This window comes from Nonomuraea sp. NPDC001684 (genome assembly GCF_053596515.1).
Map to the genome: position 1 here is coordinate 1 of NZ_JBSFGJ010000121.1, position 22,518 is coordinate 22,518.

Sequence of the window (22,518 nt, forward strand, 5' to 3'; positions counted from 1 at the left end):
GCCGCCCCCGACGTTGCGCTCGCCGTGCGCCCGTCCAGTTGCTCCGGCGCCATGTACGCCACCGCGCCGCCGTCGGAGCCGTGCCCTGGCCCGGTGCCCGCGCCGGCGCGGCCGGAGCCCGGGCCGGTTCCCGCGGTGCCGAAGCCGACCAGGCGTGCGCCGTCCCGGCCGAGCAGCACGCTGGACGGCTTGAGGTCGCCGTGCGTGAGCCCCGCCCGGTGCAGCGCGGCCAGCCCCGTGGCCGTGCCGACCGCCAGGTGCCGCAGGTTCCCGCCGCCGAGCCGGCCCACCTCGGCCAGCGACGGCCCCTCCACGTACTCGCTCACGATGTACGACAGCCGCCCCCAGGCCGCGTCGAGCACCCGCGCGACGCCCGGCGAGTCCACCCGGCGGGCCGCCTCCGTCAGGGCGGCGAACCGCTCACCGGCCACGATCCCGTGCAGGACCTTGACGGCCACGGGCCGCCCGTTCGGCCCCTGGCCGAGGTAGACGACCCCCTGCCCGCCGGAGGCCAGCCATCCGGTGATCCGGTGGGCCCCCAAGGACGTGGGATCTCCAGGACGTAAGGGCTCGGCGTTCGGCATGAGGCGGTGACTCCTGGGACAGCAGCGGTACCGAATCATGAACTTTAGCGGGATGAATCAGGATCCGCCGCCCGCGGGCTCACCTCGCCGTTCGGCGCGGGACCCGTCCTGCGCCCGTTGGACAGCAGCCGGCTCCTCGTATTACGGTAATCATCAGCGCTACTGACGATCAGTAGTACTGATGAAAAGGAGTTGGGGCAATGATCCTCATCACGGGCGGGCTCGGCTTCATCGGCACGCACACCGCGCGAGCGCTGCTCGACCTCGGCGAATCCGTCGTGCTCGTCCAGCGCAGGGCCCCCGAGGTGCCCGCGCCGCTGGCCGGGGAGGCCGAGGGGCGGCTCGTCGTCGAGCGGGCCGACCTCACCGACCGGGCGGCGCTGCTCGCCCTGGGCGACCGGCACAAGATCACCGGAATCGTGCACCTGGCGGGCTCGATGCCCTGGCCGGTCGGCGCGCACGAGCCGGTCGAGGGGGTCGAGAAGTCCGTCGCGAGCCTGCTCAACGTCTTCCACGCCGCCACCGAATGGCAGGTGTCCCGGCTCGGCCTGGCCAGCACCATCGGCGTCTACGGCGGCGTCGAGGCCCCGAGCCCGCTGGCCGAGGACCTGCCGCTGACGATGTCGGCCGGCCACCCGATCCCGACGTTCAAGAAGATCGGCGAGCTGATGGCCGGTCATCTGGCCGAGACCGCCGGGCTGGAGGTGGTCAACCTCCGCATCGGCGCGATCTGGGGGCCGCTCGGCCACGCGCGTTCGCCGTTCTTCCTCCTGCCGCAGCTCGTGCACGCCGCCGTGCAGAGGGCCGCGCCGGACCTGACGCCCCCCGCGTGGGGCGCGCACGCCGGGGACGGCGGCGACCTGTGCTACGTCAAGGACTGCGGCCGGGCCATCGCCCTGCTGCAGACGGCCGAGCGGCTGCGCCACCGCACGTACAACGTCGCCGCCGGCCGGATGACCACCAACGGCGAGGTCGCCGCGGCGATCCGGCGGGCCGTGCCCGGCGCGGACGTCGAGCTGCGGGAGGGCCGCGACCCCGCCGGCCCCGGCCGCGACCTGTGCCTCGACGTCACCCGGCTGCGCGAGGACACCGGCTTCGAGCCCGCCTACGACACCGGCTCCGGGATCGCCGACTACGTCTCCTGGCTGCGCGCGGGAAACGCCCGCTGACCGGGCGCGGCACCGTGGCCCCCGACGGTACCCGGCGGCTGGTCAGCGGCGGTCCAGGCACCCCTGCCTGCCCAGCAGCCGGAACGCCCGCGCGGCCGGCGGCGGCAGGGCGCGGTAGGACCTGGGGAACACCGCCCGTACGGCGACGGGCCGGTCCGGGGCTCGCTGTTCGGCGGCGAGGTCACCGGCGAAGTCGCCGACGAGGTCACCGACGAGGTCGGCCATGGTGAGCGACGGGTTCACCACCAGGTGCTCGGCCACGATGCGCAGCGCCAGCGGAAGATATCCGCACAACCGCGTCATGCCGGCGACGGCCCCGGGCTCGGCGGCGATGCGTTCCGCGCCGGCGGCGGCGGCCAGCAGATCGGCGGACTCGGCGGCGGTCAGGGCGCCCAGGGCGAGGTGGTGGGCGCCGTCCCGGGCGACCAGCCCGCCCAGCCGGTGGCGGCTGGTCACCAGCACCAGGCACCCGGGGTTGCCGGGCAGCAGCGCGCGGACCTGATCCGTGGAGACGGCGTCGTCCAGCAGGACGAGCATGCGCCGGCCGCCGATCAGGCTGCGGAACAGGGCCGCCCGCTCCCCCACGTCGCCGGGCAGGCGCCGCAGGTCCGGGGCGAGGGCCCGGACGAGCTGGGCCAGCGCCTCGGCGGGCGGCAGCGGCCCCCGTTCCGCGTCGGAGCCGCGCAGGTCGAGGTGGAGCTGGCCGTCCGGGAACCGGCCGGCCACGCGGTGCGCGAAGTGCACGGCGAGCGCGCTCTTGCCGACGCCGGCGACGCCGTCGATCACCGCGATCGCGATGGCGTTGCCGGAGTCCGGCATCAGGTCCGCCAGGCGGGCGAGCTCGGCGCAGCGGCCGGTGAAGCCCGGCACGTCGTGCGGGAGCTGCGCCGGACGCGGCCGTTCGGGAGGGCCGGCCACGGCCAGCTCCCACAGCGCCACCAGGCGCGCGGTGTCGCCGCAGCACGCCTTGCTGATGGCCTCGACGGCCTGGCGGGGCGGCAGCAGCTTGCCGCTGAGGTAGCGCTGGAGCGAGGACTTGCTGCAGTGCGTGTGCCCGGCCAGCTGCACCAGTCCGAGACCGGAGGCGGCCTTGAGCAGGCTGAGTTCGGCCGCGAGCATCCGGGCGTGGATGCCGTTCACCACCGCGGGGCTCATTCGCCCGCCTCCTTTTCCGGGGTTCGCAGGACGTTCCAGGCGCCGGTGACCAAGGTCAGGCGTTCGCGAAGTAGGCGTACAGGTCGACGTCGACGCTCACCTGCCCGGCGCCCTCGTTCTTCAGCACCACCGACCCGTCGGCGCGGACGGCGGCGATGGTGGACCCGACGGCGTCCTTGCCCGCCGGGTAGCAGACGACGCGGGCGGTCGAGGGCCCGCTCTGCGGCAGCACCGAGACGGTCCCGGCGGCCGAGCCCCGCGCGGCCACGGTCAGCGCGACCGCGGTGACGCCGGAGGCGGGCAGGCCGGTGAAGCGCACGGTCTTGGTGCCGCCCGCGGGGATCGCCAGGGCCCGTCCCGCCGACGTGGGGCGGACGGCCTTGACCAGCGCGCCGCGCCGCTCGCTGGAGAAGTAGCCGGTGACGTCCACGGAGATCTCGGCGTTGTCGTAGCCGAGGTTGTGCACGTTGATCTTGCCGTCCTGGCCCGGTTTGACGATCGTGTGGAACTGCGTGGTGAGGTTCGCCGGGTAGTCGATGTTGGCGTCCACGGGGTAGGCGTCCCCGGCGGCGTACATCCGTACGGTGCCGGTCGACGGGCTCTTCAGGACCACGGTGAGGGCGACCTGGGCGACCCCAGTGGCGGGCAGGCCGTTCATGCCCGCGACGGACAGCTCGTGGTTGCCCAGCGCGGGGATGACCGTGTGGTCGGCCACCCGGGCGGGCGTGACGGGGAAGTAGGTGCCGCCCACGGCGGCGGCCGCCTTGTCGAGAGTGTGGCCATGCGCGTCGAGCGTCACCTTGACGGGGCCCGTCCCGCGGTTGACCACCTTGACCTTCCCGTCGGCGCCGACCCTGGCGATGATCATGGTGGAGGCGTAGCGGGAGGTGTCGTAGGCGAGCACCTTGCCGTCCGGTTCCTGCTCGTCGGAGGCGTGCACGGTGATCGTCCCGGTGTTGAAGAAGTCGCCCTTGGCGCTGACGTTGAGCGCGACGGACCGCACGCCCTGCGCGGGCAGCCCGGCCACGCCCGCCACCTGCACGGCCATGGTGGAGTTGGCGCTGATCCGGACGTTGTCCAGGATCCTGCCCCGCGAGTGGAAGTACTGGTCGGGCCCCGGCCGGGGCGTCGCGCCCTGGGCGGCGGCGTCGAGCTGGATGCGGGGCGTGGTGGCGCCGGTGTAGGCGATCGCGCGCCCGGTCTCCTTGAGCTTGGCCTCCAGAGCCGCGGGCCCGACCCCGGGGAACGCCTGGCTCAGCACCGCGAGCGCCCCGGCGACGTGCGGCGCGGCCATCGACGTGCCGCTCATGGACGCCCAGCGGTCGCCGGGCACGGAGGAGACGATGTCGCTGCCGGGTGCCAGCAGATCCAGCAGCGGGCCGCGGTTGCTGAAGGAGGACAGGACGTCGGCGTCGGTGGTGCTGCCCACGGCGACGGCCGACGAGACGCAGGCGGGGGCGGCCACCGCGTTCGGGGAGGCGTCGTTGCCGGCCGCCACGACGGTGGCGACCCCGGCCGCCAGCAGGGCGTCGATGAGAGCCTTGCGCTCGTCGGTTTCGCAGGGCGCGGTGTACGTGCCGCCGCCCAGACTCATGTTGACCGCCACGATGGGCAGTGTCGCCTTCAGCGCCTGGACCTTCTCCAGCGCGGCCACCTGGGCACTGCCGAAGCTGAGCAGGCACGGCGTGCCGAGGGAGCGGCAATGGACGTCGGAGTCGAAGCGGCTGAAGACCTGGATGGCCACGAGGTCGGCGCCCGGCGCGACGCCGCTCCCGCCGTCGCCGTCGATCCCTTCGCCGTCACCGGCGATGATCCCGGCCACGTGCGTCCCGTGGGAGCAGTCCAGCAACTCGTCGGAGCAGCCGCCGCGCTCGGAGTCGGCCGAGCCGGGGCCGTCCTGCTCGGGGGTTCCGTCGGGGCACAGGCTGGTGGCGGAGTAGTCCGGGTCGGCGGGCGAGAAGCACGCCTCGGCCACGACGCGGCCACCGAGGAAGGGGTGGCCGGTGGCGACGCCGGTGTCCAGCACGGCCACGGCGGTGCCCGCGCCGGTCAGCCCGGCCGCCCTGGTGCGGTCGCCGCCGATCAGCGGGACGCTCTGCCCGAGGGCCGGCGGCACCGGCCGGTCCTCGGACACGCTGAGCACGCCCGGCCTGGCGGCGAGCCGCTGGAGGCCCGCCCGGTCGGTCCGCAGGGTGACCATGGGCAGGCGGGACAGCGTCTGGAGCACCTGGCCTGCGCCGGAGCCGGAGACGGCGGCCAGCTCGTCGCGGTCCCTGGTCATGACGTTGACCCGGAGCCTGCCTCCGGCGTCGAGCTTGCGTGCCAGTCCGGGCTCCACCCACGGCACCGCGTCCGCCCCCTGCCCCGCCTCCGTCCGCTGCCCGGCCGCGGCGGCCGGCGAGCCGGTCGCGACGGCGAGCGAGGAGAGCAGGATCGCCGTCAGGACGAGCACGCGGTGGATGGTCGCCGTGACGGTGGCTGATCGCCTCATGAGGCTCTCCTTCGGCGCGGGACGAAGATGCCCGCGCAATGTAAGCGCCCCCTGTTGCCACCCGTTTGCCAGCGACGTCAGCGCCCTTCCGCCCGGTATGCCAGGTATGCCGAGGACGTCAGCGGCCCTCGCGGCTGCCGATCCGGCTGAAGATGGCGGTCGACTCCTGGCGGGCGGCGCCGGCGTGCGCGGCCTCGCCGTTGCGCGACTCCAGGCGGGCCAGGACGGAGAGCGTGCGGGCGCGCCACAGCGGCAGCTCCAGCGTGTCCCACAGGTCGAGGGAGGCGGACAGCGCGGCCCTGGACTCGGCCGTCGCGTCCTGCTCCAGGCGCAGCTCGCCGAGCGTCCGCAGGCCGAGCGCGCGGCCGAAGCGGTCGTCCTGGCGGGTGAAGACGCGCAGGCTCGCCTGGAGCGCCCGCTCGGCCTGCGGCAGGTCGCCCACGCGGATCCGGATCTTGGCCAGGGACTGGTCGGCGTAGGCCGTCCCGTGCGGGTCGGACAGGGCGGCGAACAGACGGCGGGACTCGCGCGTCCTCGTCGCGGCGTGCCCGTACTCGCCCCTCGCCCGGTGCACCAGGCCGATGCTGCGCTGGAGCAGAGCCTGACAACGCAGGTCACCGATCTTCTGGTACGTCTGCAGCGCCCGGCCGAGCAGCCACAGCGCCAGCTCGTCGTCGCCGCGTTCGCGTTCCACGAAGCCCAGCATGTAGATGGCGTGCGCGTGCCCGGCCTGGTCACCGAGGGCGGAGCAGAGCGAGGCCGCCTCCAGCAGGTCGGTCTCCCCCTCGGCGAACCAGCCGCCCTCGGCCCGTACGGTGCCCAGCCCGGACAGGGCGGCCGCCAGGTGCCGCCGGTCGCCGAGCCGCTGGAAGGCCCGCCGGGCCTCCTCGTAGGCGGCGACGGACTCGGCGAAGCGGTCCTGGGCGAAGCGGATCCGGCCCAGGCCGAGCATCACCAGCCCCTCCCCCTCCAGGTCGCCGGACCGCCTGACGGCCTCGGGGCCGCCGACGCCGCCCTGCCCTGACCGGCCGCCGAGGCGGGGGTCGCCGCGCAGGATGTCCAGGCGCAGCCGTACCAGGGCGGGGCCGGGATCGAGCCCCAGCTCGTCGTTCAGGTGGGCGCGTGACCGTTCGAAGGCGTCGAGGGCCTCGGCGATGCGGCCGGAGCGGTAGAGCGCGAGCATCAGCAGGCCCACCAGCCGTTCACGGGTGGGGGCGGTCGCCACCTCCTCGGCCAGCGCGCCGAGGACCTGCCGGTGCCGGCCGAGCCGCAACGACGCCTCGGCGTGCTCCTCGATCGCCTCGCGCCGAGCCTCCTCCAGCCGGACGCAGAGTGTGTCGCGAGCGGCCCCGACGGCCGCCTCGTCGAGCACCGGGCCACGCCACAACTCCAGCGCCTGCCGCAGCAGCCCGGCCTTCTCCTCGTCATCGTCACTGCCCCCGGCCCGCTCCCTCAGCACGGCGAACCGGTGAGCGTCCACGGCCATGGGGTCGATGCGCAGCCCGTAGCCGGAGCCGGTGGCGAACACCTCCACGTCGGTCCCGGCGGCGTCCGCGAGCAGGCCGCGCAGCCGGGAGACGAGCACCTGGACCTGCCTGCGCGCGCCCTGCGGCGCCCCCTCAGGCCAGAGCACCTCGGCCAGGCGCTGGAGCGGGACGACCCGGCCGGCCGACAGAGCCAGCACGCCGAGCAACAGCCGCTGCTGCCGCCTGCGCAACACCACCGGCGCCCCCGCCCACCAAAACTCGACCGCCCCCAGCACCCCGACGCCGTCGTTCGGTGAATTGATCACCTCCCCATGATTGACCGACTGTCGAAGCCCACCGTCAACCGATATTCAACCGAGACCAACCAAGCTGTTCCACGAAAAAACCTTGGCGAGTCCGACGCCTGAGCGATACGGGAACGATATGAATACCCTTCCCGCCGATACGGTAAGTCGCATTCCGTCACGGAGGTATTGCCCGCCCCTTCGGCCACAGGAATGCGACAATGACATCAATGCAGGATCCTGTCGTCCGGGAATCACTTCTCGTCGGCGTAAAGAACGCCGATGAGAGCCTCGATGCTGGATGCCACCTTGATCCACCTCGCCTCCGGGGAAAACGTCAGGTAGAGCACCGGCGGAGGTCCAGCCGTGTCGCGGTAGTCCAGGGCGATCGGCATGTCGATACCCAGATCCGCGATCAGTATCGAGAGCGACGGTTCGATTCCGAGACTTTCTCCTTCGATCGGGACGCCGAACACCTCCTCCACATCGCGTCGCTGCCAGGAGGCGTTCTGGCGGGACAGATCCGGAAGGTCGTAGAAGGACGGTTGTTCGGGCTCGTCACCGAAGACCTCCAGAAGAGTCTGCCGCCTCCGCGGCGGGACCCACCCGCCCGCCCAGATCAACGAGGTCAGGGCGGGCGGAACGAGCAGGCCGCCGATCGTCAGGTCATCCCGAAACATCGAGGCCGGTGATCCGTCGCAGGGTATCCAGAATCGGCTGGCGGTGTGCCATCGGCGCAGCCCTGTCTCCGAAGTTCGTGTAGTTGACGCTGACCGAGTTCCACTTGACTTCGAGGCCGCCGTTTCTCACCAGCGCCACGAAGCCGACGGTATTCCCGGAACCACCGAAATATGTGTCATTGGTATCGCCATGCCCTCCGTAGCGGTCAACCAGGGCATGCGGTCCGCTGCTGAGCCGTGCCACCAGGAGACCCGAGTCAGGATCGTACACTCCGCTGAATCCGTATCCCTCTTCTGCGATCGCGACGGAGGTGCGGTTGTGCCTGATGTCCTGGTCGGACGTGATGATCCGCAGGTCACAGTTGTGAACGAGGACCGGTGTCGCGTCGGCGAGCACGTAATAGGTGTGAATCCCGGCGACGGTGAGATTGTGGACGCGGGCCTGAGCGGTCCAGCGCTTGACTGCGGCGATCTGGACGTGGGTGCCGGCGGCAGTCCGCAGAAGCTGGCCCGGACGTAGGTCCTTGGCGTCCCGCCAGGCGTTCTCGCTCTCCACCCAGAAGGGATGGCCGTCGGTGGCGATGATGTCGCCGGTGGCTTTTCCAGAAGCGCCATCCGTGTCCACCGTGATGCCGACGAGGTTCTTGGAGCCTTGACCCACGATGGCGGCGAGGATGGCCTTGGGTTCGGTGGTTCCGGTCTGAGGGTCGGTGGCCAGAACTCTGTCGCCAGGTTTCAGCCGCTCGATGGGCTTGCTGGAGCCGTCGGCGAGCAGGACCTTGGTGTCGGGAGCGAAGCTGTTGGGACCACCGCAGGAGTCACCCGGGCCACGTGTCGCTGACGGATTCTTGCTGCGTTTGCCCGCGCGGGCTATCAGGCCGTCCAGGGCGGCGATCTTCTTGTTGATGTCGTCGATCTTGGCGTCGATGGCCTCGATGGCGCGGCGGGCCGCCTTGATGGCGCCCTGGACCTTTTTGTAGATCTTGATGCCCATCCGGACCCTGGTGGCCAGTTTCCAGATCAGGCCGCCGATCTTCTTGGCCGGCACGAATTCCAGGATCAGGCTGACGCAACTGCCGACGCTGCCACCTAAACAGCCTTTTATGTCATCTATTTTCAGGAAATCTTTGATGAATCCGATGCCTGCGGCCTTCAAGGCTTCCAGCACCGCGTTCCGCTTGGCGATCTGCTGCTGTTGCTGCCGCTCGTTCTGTTGCGAGTCGCGGGCGTTGTTGAGGCGTTTTCTGGCGCCGTCCCGATCGCAGGGGCCTTCGCAGTCCGGGTTGTCGTGGTCCTCGCCCGGCGCGCAGGGAGGTGCGATGGAGTGGAAGCAGCCGACGCCGGTGCAGCAGGGTTTCTTGCCCGTCGGGTCGGCGAGCGTGGGGGGATTGTTGTTGGCGTAGTTGTAGCCGTTCATCTGCTGGGAGTCGCCCATCTGGATGAGGGGGTCGACGGAGATGAAGCGGCCGGTGAGCGGGTCGTAGCTGCGGGCGCCGAGCGTGGTCAGGTCGGTGCCGGCGTCGTTGATGCCGCCGACGAATCCGCGCTGGTGGTCCTGGGGCCAGGCGCCCTGGCTGCCGCGCAGGGCGCCGAAGGGGGTGTAGCGGCGCTGGCTGAGGGCGCCGGTCTCGGCGTTGATGGCCAGTTCGGCGGTGCCGTGGTGGTCGCCGAGGACGTAGGTGACCCCGGTGGTGGTCCGCATGGCGTTGCCGACGTAGCGGCTGGCCGTGGGGCTGGTGGCCCCCTTGACCAGGTGCACCTCCAGACCGGGCAGGTACAGGGTGGTGCCGTCCTTGTCGCGCCGGATGAGCCGCTCGCCGTCGGCGGTGTAGAGGAAGCGGGTCTCGCCCTTCTTGTCGTCGTTGACCTTGACGAGCTCGCCTTCGGCGTCCCAGGTCAGCGTCTGGTTGCTCGCCTGGGTGCGGCGCTCGACGGTGTTGCCGGAGGCGTCGTAGGCGAAGGAGGCGGCGCCGGGGACCGTGGTGAGGCGGTGGGCCTTGGCCGGGTCGTAGACGTAGGTGCGGTCCGACTGCTGGACGCCGCCCGCCGGGCCGGCACCGTAGAGGGACTCGCTGCGGCGGTTGCCCGTGTCGTCGTAGGTGTAGGCGGCGCGGTAGGGGGCCGGGCCGCCGACGGTGGCGGTCGCGCCGGTGGCGGCGCAGGTTGCGTCGCCGTCCTGGGTCCAGGCCTCCGACAGGCGGGACAGCTCGTCGTAGCGGAAGCACTGGTTGTCGACGCCGTCGCGGGAGGTGTCCTTGATCTGGGTGATGTTCCCGGCGGGCTGGTAGGCGTACTGGGTGCTGCGGTCGGTGCCGGCCATGCCGAAGTGCCAGGTGGTGGCCTTGGCCAGGCGGCCGGTGCCGAACTCGTAGTCGAAGGTCTGGTCGATCTGCTTGCCGTCGCCGCCGGACTGCATGCGCAGGCCGATGACCCGGCCGGTCTTGGTGTAGTCGGTGCCGACGAGGTACGTCGACAGCTGGGACTTGGTGGAGACCAGGCGGCCGAGGTCGTCGTAGGTGTAGGCGATGTTCTCGGCGGGCAGCCCGCCGACGGCGGGGCTGCTGCTCGCGGCGACGCTGCCGTCGAGGTTGTAGCTGGTGTCGAAGACGTACCCCTGGGCGGGCGCCAGGCCGCCCTCGACGGCGGGCAGGACCACTCTGCTGCGCTGCGGGCGGTCCAGGTTGTCGTACGCCTCCACCTGCGTGGTGTACCGGTCGTTGCCGACGATGCGGGTGGAGCTGGTGAGCTGGCCCTTGCGGACGGTGTCGTACACCCACTCGGCGACCTTGGTGCCGGGCGACGACGTGGTGGCGTCGTACTTGGCGACCATGCGGTCGAGCCCGTCGTACTCGATGCCGATCTTCTGGTTGCGGGCGTCGGTCATCAGGACCGGCCGGTCGAGGTTGTCGTAGGCGGTCTTCTCGACGCCGCGGTCGGGGTCGTTCGACTGCACCAGGCGGCCGAGCAGGTCGTAGCTGTAGGACCAGACCTGGTTGCCGGGGCCGGTCACCGACTCCTGCTGGCCGCGGTGGTTGTAGGCGAACTTGGTGACGACCGGCCCGGAGGCCGTCTGCTGCTGGATCTCACGGGTACGCCCGTGCACGTCGGTGTAGGTGGTGACCGGGGTACCGCCGGACGGGGGGACGACCTTGGTCCAGTCGCCGCCGTACTCGTAGCGGGTGTTCCACAGCTCGTTGACGTCGCCGTCGCTGTTGCCGGACAGCAGCCGTTCGGACAGCAGCCGGCCGCGGCCGTCGTAGGTGTTCCACAGCTGCGACTCCACCGCGCCCACGGTGGCCACCCCGAACCGCTTGGGCTCGGGGTCGCCGTCGGCGTAGTAGGGCGCGAAGGTGTAGTGCACCTGGCCGGCCCCGTTGTAGACGCTGTCGGAGACGATCCGGCCCTTTGTGTCGCCGTTCTTGCCGGGCGCCTGCGACTGCCTGGGCCGCAGCCACCCGTCGAACAGCGTGTACGACGTCTGCTGGCCGCCTTCGCTGGTCAGCGTCTTCGCGCCCACGGCCACGATCGCGCCGGCGTTGACCAGGTACTGGTACTCGTTGTCGGGCGTCATACTCGTCGTGCGGCCCGGCCCCCAGACCTTCGCGGTGCGGCCCAGCGCGTCCCGTTGCGCGATGGTCACCTTGCCGGCCGCGCTGGTCTCGCGCGTCGCCAGGCCCCACGCCGGGTCGAGCACCCGGGTCGTGACCATGGCCGAGTCGGGGTCGTCGGCGCGGGCCCGCGGGGTGGTGGTGACCACCTGTGTGGTGACGCCGTGCGTCTCGGTGTAGTCGGTGGAGGTGGTCAGCCCGGCGGCGTCGGCGACGGTCTTGGGGCGTCCCAGCTCGTCGTAGGTCGACCGGGCCATCACCTGGTAGCCGGTGACCGCGGTCGCCGAGGCGGCGTTCCCGCGTTCGGTCCTGGTCACGTCCCCGTGCACGGGCGCGGCCTTGAACGCCTTGTCGTCGTAGTAGGTGCGCGCGTCGGCGACCAGGTCGGTGAGCAGGTTCGGGGTGTCGGTGCAGCGACGGGCCACCGTGGTCACCCGGGCCGGCAGGCGCAGCACCCGCGCCCCGTCGGCGGTCAGCTCGGTCCTGGTGCACTCCTCGTCGCCGGCGACGCCCACCTCGCCCTCGTCGTCGGTGGCCAGCGCGGCGCCGGTGGTCAGGTCGAACTCGGTCACGGTCGAGCGGGTCTGCTGCCAGGACAGGCCGACCAGGCCGAAGGTGCGGGTGGACCTGGTGCCGGTCAGGTTGGCGGTGATCGTGCCCCACGGCCGGGACCTGGAGGCCGTCTGGTGGTACCACGGCGTGCTGATCGACTTGCTCACCGGCACGCCGCCGGCCTTGTCGTAGGTCACGGTGCGCAGGGTCGTGCCGTGCAGGGACTCGTGGTCGGTGTACGTGCCGCCCTCGCCGTCGTCCACGGTGACGGCCTTGGCACCGCCGGAGACCGCCGCGCGGTCGCCGTTCATGCCCTGGAAGTACCAGTAGTCGGTCTGGGACGGCGTGCCGCCGCCGGCCGCGCTGGTGGCCCCGCCGATCACCCGGACCTTGTCGAAGCCGCGCCAGTTCGACCACGTCTTGAACTTCTCCGGCGTGATGCCGTCGTCGTCGGCGTAGTGCCAGGCGGGCTTGCCGATGCTGTAGTCGTAGCGGGTGACCATGTCCGGGCCGCCGCCGGTCAGGTCGGTCTGGATCAGCTCGCGGACGACGTACTTGTGGAACCAGTCCAGGCTCGGGTCGGCGCCGCCGTTGGAGTTCTGCCAGAACGTCGGGAAGCACAGCCGCCGGTTGCTCGCCGGTTGCGGCAGGTCGGAGGGGCTGCAGTCCATCCCCGAGTAGGTGACGTCGAGCTTGCCGCCGGTCTCGTTCTGGATCGAGGCCACCCGCTCCTTGACGAACGGGCCGACGTCGTCGCCGAGCTTGTCCACCCGGTTGGCCAGCTGCTGGTAGACGAAGCTCACCGGCGGCATGGTGACCGGCGCCGCACCGGCGTGCCCGGTGTGGACGATGTCGGTGAGCTTGAGCTGCCGGTCCACGTCGGCGATGCCCCACAGGTGCTTGAACTCCCAGGAGTCCACGTCGCGGTGGCCGGTGCCGGCCGCGTCGACGACCTTGGTGGTGACCTTCGTCAGGCGCTTGCGGGTCCAGAAGCTCGGCGAGGCCGTCCCCTTGCCGTCCTTGCACTCGGTGCCCTCGTCGCAGTTCATGTCCCAGGGCACGTCCGGCCAGCGGGCCGGATGGGCGGAGATGTCGGCGCACTCGGCCGCGGTCAGCAGGCAGCGCTCGGCGTTGGTGAAGTCGACCCGCGCGGGCGGCGTGGCCGGGAACAGGTCGCCGGTGCGCAGGCCGTACTGGATGGAGGTCAGGTAGCCGCCGCGGTCGTAGGCGGTCTCGTCGGCGGCGCGCAGGTTGCGGCCGTAGCGGTTCTGCTCCTTGGTGTAGTAGAAGGTCACCGCGTTGCCATGGGTGTCCTCGATGTGGTCGAGGTTCCACCGCCAGGTCTGACGGCACCAGGAGTCCTTGAAGGCGTCCTTGTGGCAGGGTTCGCCGGCGTCGTCGCCGAACACCGGGACGTCCCAGGCGGAGTTGGTCTGGGGTTTGCCGGCGGTCCAGCCCGGCAGGCGGTTCTTGCCGAAGTAGTACTGGGTGCCGTCGGCGGTGGTCACGCGCCAGTACTCGTTGTCGTCGTCGCCGTTGGCGGTGTCGGCGGCGGTGCCGGTGAGGCGCTGGACCCGGGTGCCGTCGTCCCTGGCCAGGACCCAGGTGTCGGGGCCGGTCGGGACGAGCTCGCCGCCCGATCCGCCGAGGGCGAGCGTGGCGTTGTCGTAGGCCCAGCACTGGTCCATCGGCTCGACCTGGTAGGTCGGGTCCTTGGGGACGCCGTCGTCCTTGCAGGACTTGTACTTGCGCTCGATGTACCCGGGCGACAGCTCGAAGCCGTCGCCGAGCCAGGACGCCTGGTTGTTGGTGGTCGCGGTGCGCCCGTCGATGGCGGCCGCGGAGTAGTTGACCACCAGGTTCGGCACCAGCCCGCCCGGCACCGGCGGCACCCGCAGCGGGTAGGACCAGGTGAAGTCGCCCGTCTGCGGGCTGACCTGCCAGGTCGCCGACGGCGACAGCGAGGTGACGCCGAAGTCGCCCTTGTCCCCCGAAGTCCCGGAGGTCACAGCCAGCACCATCGGCTCGGCGGCCAGGTCGACGTCGGCGCTGAGCGTCCTGGTCGCGGTGTCGTTGCGGCCCTTCAGCGGCACGGCCTGGCGGCACTCGGCCTTGTCCGGGCTGGTCAGGGCACATGCGGGCAGGGCCGCCAGGCGCATCCGGGAACCGAAGCCGCCTCCGTAGGCTTCGGCGAAGGGGGCGTAGTCCACCTTCATCGTGACCTTGCCCGGCGGTCCCGACGTGCGGGCCGCGGTGAAGACCGGGCCGCCGACGCCCGCGCGCTGCGAGGCCGCGCGGTCGTGGGTCTGGATCCGCACCCGCCCGGCGGCGGAGGCGGCGTCGGCCGCCGTCGCGGACAGCGTGCCCGCCTTGCGGGCGGCGGCGGACGCCGGGGCGGCCGCCAGGTCCACCTCGACCGTGCCGGGCGCGGGCCAGGCGGCCACGGGGTCGGGGGCCTTCGGCTCGGTGATCCGTGGTTTCACCGCGGCGGGCCGGCCGGGCACGACCCGTTCCCGGTCGACGGGTTTGGGCCGATCCCGCTCGGCGGCGGCGCTCGCGGAGGGGAGCGTCGCGGGCACGACCATCAGGCCGGCCGTGAGCAGCAACGTGAGGGCCGCGCGGAGCAGCCGGGACCAGGAAGAGCGACGTCGGCGTGCGGCATGGACGCGCATGCCGTACCTCCCAGGGAAGAGAGCGGAAGCGGCAGGAGGGACGGCGGGGGCGCCGGCGCGGCGCCCCCGCACCGGGGTCAGTCGGGGGTGTTGTCGTTGAGCGCGTCTTCGGAGACGGTCGTCATCTCCGACCACAGGGACAACAGGTCGATCAGGCTCCCGTCCGCGGGGCCGCGCAGCACCCACACGTCGTCGACGTGGCCCGACCAGTTCAGACCCGTCCCGCCGCGGCCGAGCTGGGCCGAGGTGATGGGGCCCGTCAGGGTGACGTCGTTGCGGTAGGACTTGACCTCGGCCTCCGGCGCCGCTTCGAGGGTGCCGTTCACCCAGAACTCCAGCGTCTTCTCCCGGGCCCGGTAGACGATCGCCAGGTGGTCCCAGTCGCCGAACCCGGTGTGGAAGGCGGGGTGTTCCACGACGGTGCCGCCGGGGATCTCCACGACGTACCGGCCGGTCTCGCCCATGTCCGGGTCGCCGCGGGCGGGGTCGAACTTCACCGTCAGCGCGCTGCCGGTGGCCATGGGCAGGTTCAGCAGGGTCATCGCCTTGCGCGCCTGGCCGCTGGTCTCCACCCAGGCCGAGAGGGTGAAGCTCTCCCGCGGATCCAGCACGGCCGACTCGACGGCCGCGTAGTCGCCGGACGCGCCCGGCAGGCGCAGGGAGCCCGGCACGACGCTGTTGCTCATGGGGGTCTTGGCCACGAAGCGGGCCGCGCCGTACAGCTTGACGGGGGTTCTGGGCGCCTCGCCGCTGTCGTCGGGGACGTTGTTGAGGTGCCACTTGTGCGTCACCGTCAGCATCTCCTTGGACAGCGCCGCCGCCTCCTCGACGCTGACGATCCGGTCGTGGACGCGGACGTCGTCGATCTTGCCCGGGAAGTGGTCGAGCGGCTGGGCGCCCCACAGGACCCGGCCGATGGTGAGCGGGCCGTTGGCCGCCCAGGCGGCGGTGTAGTCCATCTCGGTGCCGGGCTCGCCGTTGACGTAGATGCGCACCTTCTTGGCCACCGAGTCGAAGACGCCCATCAGGTGCGTCCACTCGCCGGGTCTGGCCTGTTTCGCCGACCACGCGCTGGCCGAGGCCGCCGAGGTCGAGTCGGCGTTCATGCGCCAGAACACCCATTTGCGGTTCGGCGCGTCGTAGCGCAGGCAGAAGCCGGACACGTTGGCGCCGTCCTGGGCCAGCACGGTGGCGTAGGACGAGGGCAGGACGTCCGGCAGCTTCGCCCATGCCGTCACCGTGAAGCTCTTGGTGGTGTCGAGCACCGCGGCGTCGGTGCGGGCGTAGGCGTTGGTGCCGTTGCCAGCCATCGCCGTGCCGCGGGAACCGGCCACGCCGAGCTGCGGCGTGCCCGCGGTACGGGCCGGGTAGCGGCCGCCGGTCTCCGCCAGGGTGGTGGCGCCGGCCGGGTCGTTGAGCTTCCAGTGGGCCTTCGGCCCGCGGCCGGGCGCGACCCGGAACCGGTAGACGGCCGACCCCTTGGAGTAGTTGCCCGCCTGGTCCTTGACGCGGACGTAGAGGCTGTTGCTGCCGACGACCTTGGGCAGGATCTGCACCGTCTCGGTGGCGCTGCCCGCGGTCCTCTTGCGGAACTGGGTGGGGTCGTCGTTGACCGCGTACGCCCACTCGGTCACCGACGGGTCGAAGGTGATGACGAACCGGCCGTAGCGGCCCATGCCGTCCTGCGGCGTCTGCGCCGGGTCGAGGGGGTCCTCCGCGGCGTACCCGTCGGCGCCGGACGAGGTGATCACCGGCAGCGGCGGCGCCTTGGTGTCGAAGACGAAGTAGCAGGCGGTCGCCGCCCCGGCCGAGCTCCACGGCCCCTTGCCCTTGCGGCTGTCCTGGGCGCGGACCTGCCAGTTGACGACGGTGTTCTCCGGCAGCAGCCCGCGCGGCACCTGCGCCATGAAGCTGTTGCCCGCCTTGCCGGACTTGGCGCTCTTGGCCGGCGTGAGGTACCGCCATTCCTTGTTCTGGCCGGCGGCGTTCTTCCACGACACCAGGAACTCGGCCTGGACCTTGTCGGCCGTGCGGTTGTAGGTGTCGGGATCGCGGAGGTTCTTGGCGATCAGCTTCGGCGTGGACCAGTTGAACACCGACGGGTCGCCCGGCCCCTTGCACGGGCCGCCCGGCTCCATCTCCAGCTGGCTCATCTTCGGCTGCAGCGGCGGCCGGTTGTAGTGCACGCGCAGGTAGGCGCGCGACTCGAACCGCTTCCAGCCGAGCTGGTCGCCCTCGTCGGCGGCGCGCAGGCCGAACGTGGTGTCCCGCCAGCCCTTCTGCGCCGCCTCCTTGACGCCCGAGGTCACGTTGAACAGCACGTCACCGGCCGGGCAGGACTTGGCGGCGCAGCCCGACCACCCCTTGGCCACGTTGCGGCTGTCCAGCTTGCGCAGCCAGTTGTCGGAGGTGGAGTTCCAGGTGGAGTTCTTGCCGAACGCCTTGGCCAGGTGGATGTTGACCGGCCGCTTGCTGCCGGAGGCGGCCCACACCTCCCGTACGTGGAACTCGGCGGACAGGACCTGCTTGCCGGCCAGCCAGCCGGTGGGGATGCGGTAGAACAGCCGCTTCCTGTGCGGGGAGCCGCAGCTCTTGCCGCTGGAGGGCAGGCCGATCGGGCATCGGCCCATGCCCTGGTCCTTGGTGAAGTTGTAGAGCTCGAACCCGCTGCTGGCCACCATGAGGTTCGCCGAGCTCATCGGCGTGCGGTACATCGGGTCGATGTAGACGGGGAACGTCGTGTCGGCCGCGGTCAGCATGGCCGGGTCGGGGGTCAGCGTGAGCTGTCCCTGGCCCAGTTCGGTGCCGATCGTGGCGATCTTCGACGCGTCGCCGGGGGTGCCGTCCGTGGCGTGCGTGGTCGGCGGGTCGATGGGGCCGTCCTCGCCCACGGTGCCCGTGCCCGCGGCGGGCGGCGCGGGCGCCGAGTCCCACATGACGGGCTTGGGCGCCTCGAAGATCACCGCACCGTTGTCGGGGTCGACCGCCTCCTGCGTGCCGTCGGCGCCGGTGCTCACCGTCAGCGTCGGCGCGGACAGGCCGAGGGTCAGGCTGGCCAGCCGGGGGTCCTGGGCGGCGGCGGGGGTCTTCACCACCAGCGTGTGCGCGAAGCCGTCCGCGGTGGCCCGCACGCGCAGGTCCACGTCCGGCCCGAGCACGCCGGTGTACACGGCGGTGTCGCCGTCGAGGCTCGGCGTGGGCAGTGTGGTCGGCCAGGTCAGCGACATGGTGTGGCCGGAGCGGGTGAGCGTGGCCATCGGCCCCGTCCCGCCGGCCGACAGCCTGAGGTCCACCAGCGAGGAGTACGGCTGGACCGTCCCGTCCTGGAACCGCAGGCCGTTGTACAGGGGGACCCACGTGTCGCCCTGCTTCTTCCTGATCGGGGCGAGCCGGTCGTTGACGTACATCGTGCCCTCGGGGGTGGCGTACACCTCGCGCGTCTCGCCCCGCTCGGCCAGCACCTCCACCAGTTGCCCCGTGGCCTCGGCGGAGGCCAGCGCCTCGGCCTCGGTCTGCCGGGGATCGGTGGAGACGGTCCACTTCTGCTCGGTCAGCGAGACGTTGTCCAGGAAGGCCGTCAGCGCGCCCTGGCCGCCGAGCTGGAAGGTGAGCGCCCCGGTGGTGGTGTCGGCGGTGGAGTCGAAGGTGTAGGAGAAGTGTTGCGGCTGGTCGGGCAGCTCCACGTCCGTGGCGAAGATCTCCGGGCAGGTCTCGGCGTCCTCGCAGAGCACGGCCTTGACGGTCGCCGCGGCGGTGGCGTGGGCGTCGAAGGAGAGCGTGTACGTCTTCTTGGCCTGCAACGTGCGCCCGAGCTGGCGCAGGTGGGCCTGCCCCGGTTCGGTGGTGCCGTCGGCGACGGTGACCTTGAGCACGCCGTTCTCCACCGCCGTCGTGGTCGGCCCGGCGGCCTCCCATGACGCGGCGTCCGTGGTGAACTCCCCGTTGAGCAGCAGCTTCTTGCTGAACGAACCCCGTCCGTAGAAGGCGACCTTCTGGTACGTCCAGCCTTCGGCCAGCGCGCGCGCCTTCTCCGCCTCGCCGACCGCGTACCGGTGGGAGGGGCCCTTGACGAACTGGTGGACCGGGAGCAGCCCGTCCCCGGCCGCGGCCTGGGCGTGGAAGCGCACGCCCTCGTTCACGTAGCCCTGCGCGACGGCCTGGTCGCGCTCGCTCTGGTCGAGGGTGAAGATACGGTCGCCGCCCGCCTTGCGCAGGCCGGTGACCGGCGACAGCCCGGTCACCGCCTCGCGCGAGACGTGCAGCACCTGACCCTCAGGGGTGTAACCCCATTTCGTCACCGCGCTGTCGTACTCCGTCTCCCAGGAGGTGAACAGCGTGTTGTCGGTGCCGGTGGTGCCCCGTAGCCGGAACAGGGGTTTGACCATCCACGCGGTGGCGGCGTCCACCGCTTCGGCGACCGCCTGCGGCGGCGTCCACACCGTGCCGGCCAGGCCGCCCACGGCCAGCGACGCCGCTGCCAGGACGGCCGTCCACCTTCGTAACCCCATGCGTACTCCCCTGGTACACGATCGCGTGGCATGCGTTCCGCCACAGCATCGATCGGCTCGGACCGGCGGGGTAGGCCGCGGCCGCCGGTTGGGAAAACGTGGGAAACGCTTCCCGCCCGGCCGGCCTCCGGCGGGCCCGGCGTGGCAGCATGAACGCGACCGCTGACACCCCCGCCGGGAAGGGCCCCCATGAACACCGCGGACCTGTACGACGAGCGCGGCGACGAGCTCGACTCCTGCGACCTGCAGCTGCGCCAGTACGGCGGCCGCCGCGCCTTCCACGGCACGATCGTCACCGTGCGCTGCCACCAGGACAACGCCCTGCTCAAGGCGGTCCTGTCGGAGCCCGGCGAGGGCCGGGTCCTGGTGGTGGACGGCGGCGGCTCGCTGCACGCCGCGCTGATGGGCGACATGATCGCGGGCGGGGCGGTGGCGGCCGGCTGGGCGGGCGTGGTGATCCACGGCGCCGTCCGGGACGTGACCGCGCTGCGCGAGCTCGACCTCGGCGTGAAGGCCCTGGGTTCCAACCCGCGCAAGAGCGGCAAGACGGGCACGGGCGAGCGGGACGTGCCGGTGACGTTCGGCGGCGTCACGTTCTCGCCGGGGGCCGAGCTGTTCAGCGACGACGACGGCATCCTGGTCACCCGCGTACCGGGCTGACCCGGCCGCCGCGCGGGCTTCCACGGGGCCGCCGGGGTGTGATTTCGTGACAGGACATCACGATCCGGAGGCGGACCATGGCATTCCAGCTCATCGTTCTCTACCACCACCCCGAGGACGTCGCGGCCTTCGACCGGCACTACGACGAGATCCACGCGCCCCTGGCGGCCAAGCTTCCGGGCCTGCGGGGCTACACCGTCCAGCGGCCGGTGGCCGGCGGCGGTCAGCGGCCCGCCTACCACCTGGTCGCGGTGCTGACCTGGGACGACGAGCAGGCGTTCATCGCGGCGATGAGCAGCGAGGAGGGGCAGGCGGCGGTCGCCGACGTGGGCGAGTTCGCCGGGTCGGGGGTCACGATGACGACCGGGCCGTCGGGTTCGGTGCTCTGAACATGCGAGAAGGGCGTCCCCCCGCGGGGAACGCCCTTCACTCGCACGCGCGTGTTACTTCTTGACCGACACCGGAGCCGTGCCGGTGTCCTGCTGACGCCAGGCGCCCGTGTCGAACGCCACCGGAGCGGCCTTCCTGCCCACGCCGTCACCCCACTTGGTGACCACGTACTGGATCTTGATGTGACCCTCGCCCTTCACACCGTCCACACCCAGCGTGTCCGGATTGAACCGGCCACCGGTCAGCTCGGCGAACGTCTTGGCGTCCAGGTCCAGCATCACCCCACGACTGGAGGGGTCACCAGGACCACGGTCACCCACGAAGAACGGTAGCTTCTTACCCTGGTAGACCACGTAACCCTCGGTCATCAGCGGCCACGACGGCGAAGCCGCCAGACCCTTCTGCATCGGCTTGCCGGCCGCCGGCAGACCCGTGTCACCGGCGCGACCCGAGGAGTCGTCCCAGAAGTAGGAAGCGGTCGTCGAACCGGCCAGCACACCCTGACCGTTCACATCCGCATCAGCGCTCGCGGGATGAGCGGCGGCACCGATCGTCAGCGCCGACAGAGCAGCGGCGGAAAGCATGGCGAAAGAACGCAGGCGAGCAGTCATCAGCAGTCTCCTTGGTGACATCGATCATCAGGGGGGCATGCGCTCGCTTGACTCAGACAAGACATGAAGGCCGTAGCCGGGCACAAACGCCATCGGTCGCTACGTGGAGCGCACTTGGTGGTCCGACGGACGTGATGAAGTCACGTGCGGTTCCACCGGCTGGATAGATACAACACTATCCCAAGAAACGGACAAACGCAAACCTAACACCCCAAAACGGGCAAAGATCTACCTCTGAACCGTAAACCCCGGGCAAACAGCCTCAATCACTGCCAAAGCCCTCGGGGTATGCGTATGTAAACCACTGGCAAGCTCCCGGCATTCCCCCCATGACCTGGGCGTTCTTCCCCGGCCGCGGGCGCGGCCGGATCGCCGTGCCTGTCAGGCCCAGCGGGCCTCCTTGGTGCGGGGGCGAGGGACGACGTGGTTCATGTCCTGCGCCTGCTCACGTGATGCACGATGAGGGCGACGACGCACACGATGGCGACGCCGCCCGAGGCCAGGCCGAGCGTCCAGCCACGGCCGATGCTGTTGGCGATCAGGTTGACGACCGAGCTGGCCATCAGGACGAGCCAGAGCAGGGCGCGCAGCGCGAGAGCGCCTTTGCTCAGCGGTTGCCTGCGCGCCGCGTGCCGGGAGGCGGCCCGCGGGCCGGCGGGGTCGGAGTCGGGGCTGGAGATGCGATAGGGATCGGTCATGGCCAGAACCCTAGAAACGTGCCCGATCTGTGGAAATCCCGCACGCTGCCTGGCCGTGGTACAGCGGGCTGGAGCAAGTTGTGTCCCCTTTCACCTACTATGGCGCCAGTGTTGCGGGGAATCCTTGAAAGTCTGGAACGGCTGGCCGGCGGGCTTGGCACCGCGTTCATGGCCGTCGTCGTCGCGCTGTGCTGGCTGGTGGTGGCCGCGTTGAGCCTGGTCGGGGTCGGGCTGGTGCTGGTGCCGGCCATGATCGCGATGACCAGGAACACGGCCGAGTGGGAACGCAGGCGCCTGGCCGGCGCGGGTGTCGAGATCGTCAGCCCGTACCAGATGTCCGCCGAGCAGTTGCCCCGAGGCTGGGCGGCCAGGATGCGGGCGGCCCGTGCCGACCCGGCGACCTGGCGCGACCTGGGCTGGCTGGCCCTCTACGCCGTGGTGGGCCCGGTCTGCGGCCTGCTCGGGCTGGTCATGCCGGTGGCGGCGCTGCGGGAAGTCACCTACCCGCTCTACTGGCAGTTTCTGGCGCGCGAGGATCAGCTCACCAACTTCGCCGTCCCGGTCACCACCTGGCCGGGCGCGATCGCCACCTCGGTGATCGGCCTGGCCGTCGTGGTCGCCCTGGTCCGCCTCTTCCCTGCGCTGGCGCGACTGCAGGCGCTGCCCGCCAGAAAACTGCTGGTCCCGCACGCCTCGATCGACTTGTCGCAGCGCATCGCGCAGCTGACCGCGACCCGCGCGGGGGCGCTGCGCGCGCATGCCGTCGAGCTGCGCCGGATCGAGCGGGCCCTGCACGACGGCGCGCAGAACCGGCTGAACGCGGTCGTGGTCACGGTGGCCGCGGCCGAGCGCGCGCTGCAGCGCGATCCCGCCCTGGCCGCGCACGCACTGGAGCGTGCCAGGAACGCGGCCGAGCAGGCGCTGGCGGAGCTGCGCGGCGTGGTGCGCGCGATCCTGCCGCCGATCCTG

General features: G+C 71.5%; 13 protein-coding genes. 4 read left to right on the forward strand and 9 right to left on the reverse strand.

Going from position 1 to position 22,518, the window contains the following annotated elements:
• Positions 1-584: protein kinase domain-containing protein (locus ACWCSD_RS22240; protein ID WP_449917449.1), on the reverse strand; the 584-nt coding region annotated here is incomplete at its 3' end.
• Positions 585-784: 200 nt separating this feature from the next.
• Between ACWCSD_RS22240 and ACWCSD_RS22245 the strand changes: the two genes are divergently transcribed.
• Positions 785-1,753: an NAD-dependent epimerase/dehydratase family protein gene (locus ACWCSD_RS22245; RefSeq protein ID WP_449917452.1), complete on the forward strand. Its 969-nt coding sequence runs from the start codon at positions 785-787 to the stop codon at positions 1,751-1,753.
• A 42-nt stretch (positions 1,754-1,795) separates the two neighbouring features.
• On the opposite strand, the gene ACWCSD_RS22250 is transcribed toward ACWCSD_RS22245, so the two are convergent.
• The 6 genes from ACWCSD_RS22250 to ACWCSD_RS22275 form a co-directional block, all read right to left on the reverse strand.
• Complete coding sequence (locus ACWCSD_RS22250; protein ID WP_449917455.1) at positions 1,796-2,908, reverse strand: helix-turn-helix domain-containing protein; 1,113 nt, start codon at positions 2,906-2,908, stop codon at positions 1,796-1,798.
• Positions 2,909-2,963: 55 nt separating this feature from the next.
• Positions 2,964-5,399 carry a S8 family peptidase gene (locus ACWCSD_RS22255; protein ID WP_449917458.1) on the reverse strand — a complete coding sequence of 812 codons (2,436 nt, stop codon included), beginning with the start codon at positions 5,397-5,399 and terminating at the stop codon, positions 2,964-2,966.
• A 118-nt stretch (positions 5,400-5,517) separates the two neighbouring features.
• Positions 5,518-7,191: a BTAD domain-containing putative transcriptional regulator gene (locus tag ACWCSD_RS22260; protein WP_449917461.1), complete on the reverse strand. Its 1,674-nt coding sequence runs from the start codon at positions 7,189-7,191 to the stop codon at positions 5,518-5,520.
• A gap of 233 nt (positions 7,192-7,424) precedes the next feature.
• Positions 7,425-7,850 (reverse strand): hypothetical protein, encoded by a 426-nt coding sequence (locus tag ACWCSD_RS22265; protein WP_449917463.1) that lies wholly within the window; start codon positions 7,848-7,850, stop codon positions 7,425-7,427.
• The gene (locus tag ACWCSD_RS22270; protein ID WP_449917466.1) at positions 7,837-14,682 is read right to left on the reverse strand and encodes an RHS repeat-associated core domain-containing protein; all 6,846 of its coding nucleotides are present in this window, start codon (positions 14,680-14,682) and stop codon (positions 7,837-7,839) included. The genes ACWCSD_RS22265 and ACWCSD_RS22270 overlap by 14 nt, the downstream gene beginning before the upstream one ends.
• Before the next feature lie 77 nt (positions 14,683-14,759).
• Positions 14,760-19,190, reverse strand: a complete 4,431-nt coding sequence (locus ACWCSD_RS22275; RefSeq protein ID WP_449917469.1) for a LamG-like jellyroll fold domain-containing protein — start codon at positions 19,188-19,190, stop codon at positions 14,760-14,762.
• A 189-nt stretch (positions 19,191-19,379) separates the two neighbouring features.
• On the opposite strand from ACWCSD_RS22275, the gene rraA reads away from it, so the two are divergent.
• The gene (gene rraA / locus ACWCSD_RS22280; RefSeq protein WP_358302365.1) at positions 19,380-19,850 is read left to right on the forward strand and encodes a ribonuclease E activity regulator RraA; all 471 of its coding nucleotides are present in this window, start codon (positions 19,380-19,382) and stop codon (positions 19,848-19,850) included.
• 77 nt (positions 19,851-19,927) lie between these two features.
• Positions 19,928-20,239 (forward strand): EthD family reductase, encoded by a 312-nt coding sequence (locus ACWCSD_RS22285; protein ID WP_358302368.1) that lies wholly within the window; start codon positions 19,928-19,930, stop codon positions 20,237-20,239.
• Between the two features lie 54 nt (positions 20,240-20,293).
• On the opposite strand, the gene ACWCSD_RS22290 is transcribed toward ACWCSD_RS22285, so the two are convergent.
• Together ACWCSD_RS22290 and ACWCSD_RS22295 are read right to left on the reverse strand one after the other, a co-directional pair.
• Positions 20,294-20,851, reverse strand: coding sequence for a hypothetical protein (locus ACWCSD_RS22290; protein ID WP_397158815.1), 558 nt, complete (start codon positions 20,849-20,851; stop codon positions 20,294-20,296).
• 428 nt (positions 20,852-21,279) lie between these two features.
• Positions 21,280-21,549: a hypothetical protein gene (locus ACWCSD_RS22295; protein WP_397158817.1), complete on the reverse strand. Its 270-nt coding sequence runs from the start codon at positions 21,547-21,549 to the stop codon at positions 21,280-21,282.
• A gap of 108 nt (positions 21,550-21,657) precedes the next feature.
• Between ACWCSD_RS22295 and ACWCSD_RS22300 the strand changes: the two genes are divergently transcribed.
• The coding region (locus tag ACWCSD_RS22300) for a sensor domain-containing protein (RefSeq protein WP_449917475.1) at positions 21,658-22,518 on the forward strand (861 nt) is incomplete at its 3' end.

Bases quoted from the DNA above. Each gene is read 5' to 3' on its own strand.
- ACWCSD_RS22245 (WP_449917452.1), top strand. From the start codon at position 785: ATGATCCTCATCACGGGCGGGCTCGGCTTCATCGGCACGCACACCGCG.
- ACWCSD_RS22250 (WP_449917455.1), bottom strand. From the start codon at position 2,908: ATGAGCCCCGCGGTGGTGAACGGCATCCACGCCCGGATGCTCGCGGCC.
- ACWCSD_RS22255 (WP_449917458.1), bottom strand. From the start codon at position 5,399: ATGAGGCGATCAGCCACCGTCACGGCGACCATCCACCGCGTGCTCGTC.
- ACWCSD_RS22265 (WP_449917463.1), bottom strand. From the start codon at position 7,850: ATGTTTCGGGATGACCTGACGATCGGCGGCCTGCTCGTTCCGCCCGCC.
- ACWCSD_RS22270 (WP_449917466.1), bottom strand. From the start codon at position 14,682: ATGCGCGTCCATGCCGCACGCCGACGTCGCTCTTCCTGGTCCCGGCTG.
- ACWCSD_RS22275 (WP_449917469.1), bottom strand. From the start codon at position 19,190: ATGGGGTTACGAAGGTGGACGGCCGTCCTGGCAGCGGCGTCGCTGGCC.
- rraA (WP_358302365.1), top strand. From the start codon at position 19,380: ATGAACACCGCGGACCTGTACGACGAGCGCGGCGACGAGCTCGACTCC.
- ACWCSD_RS22285 (WP_358302368.1), top strand. From the start codon at position 19,928: ATGGCATTCCAGCTCATCGTTCTCTACCACCACCCCGAGGACGTCGCG.
- ACWCSD_RS22290 (WP_397158815.1), bottom strand. From the start codon at position 20,851: ATGACTGCTCGCCTGCGTTCTTTCGCCATGCTTTCCGCCGCTGCTCTG.
- ACWCSD_RS22295 (WP_397158817.1), bottom strand. From the start codon at position 21,549: ATGACCGATCCCTATCGCATCTCCAGCCCCGACTCCGACCCCGCCGGC.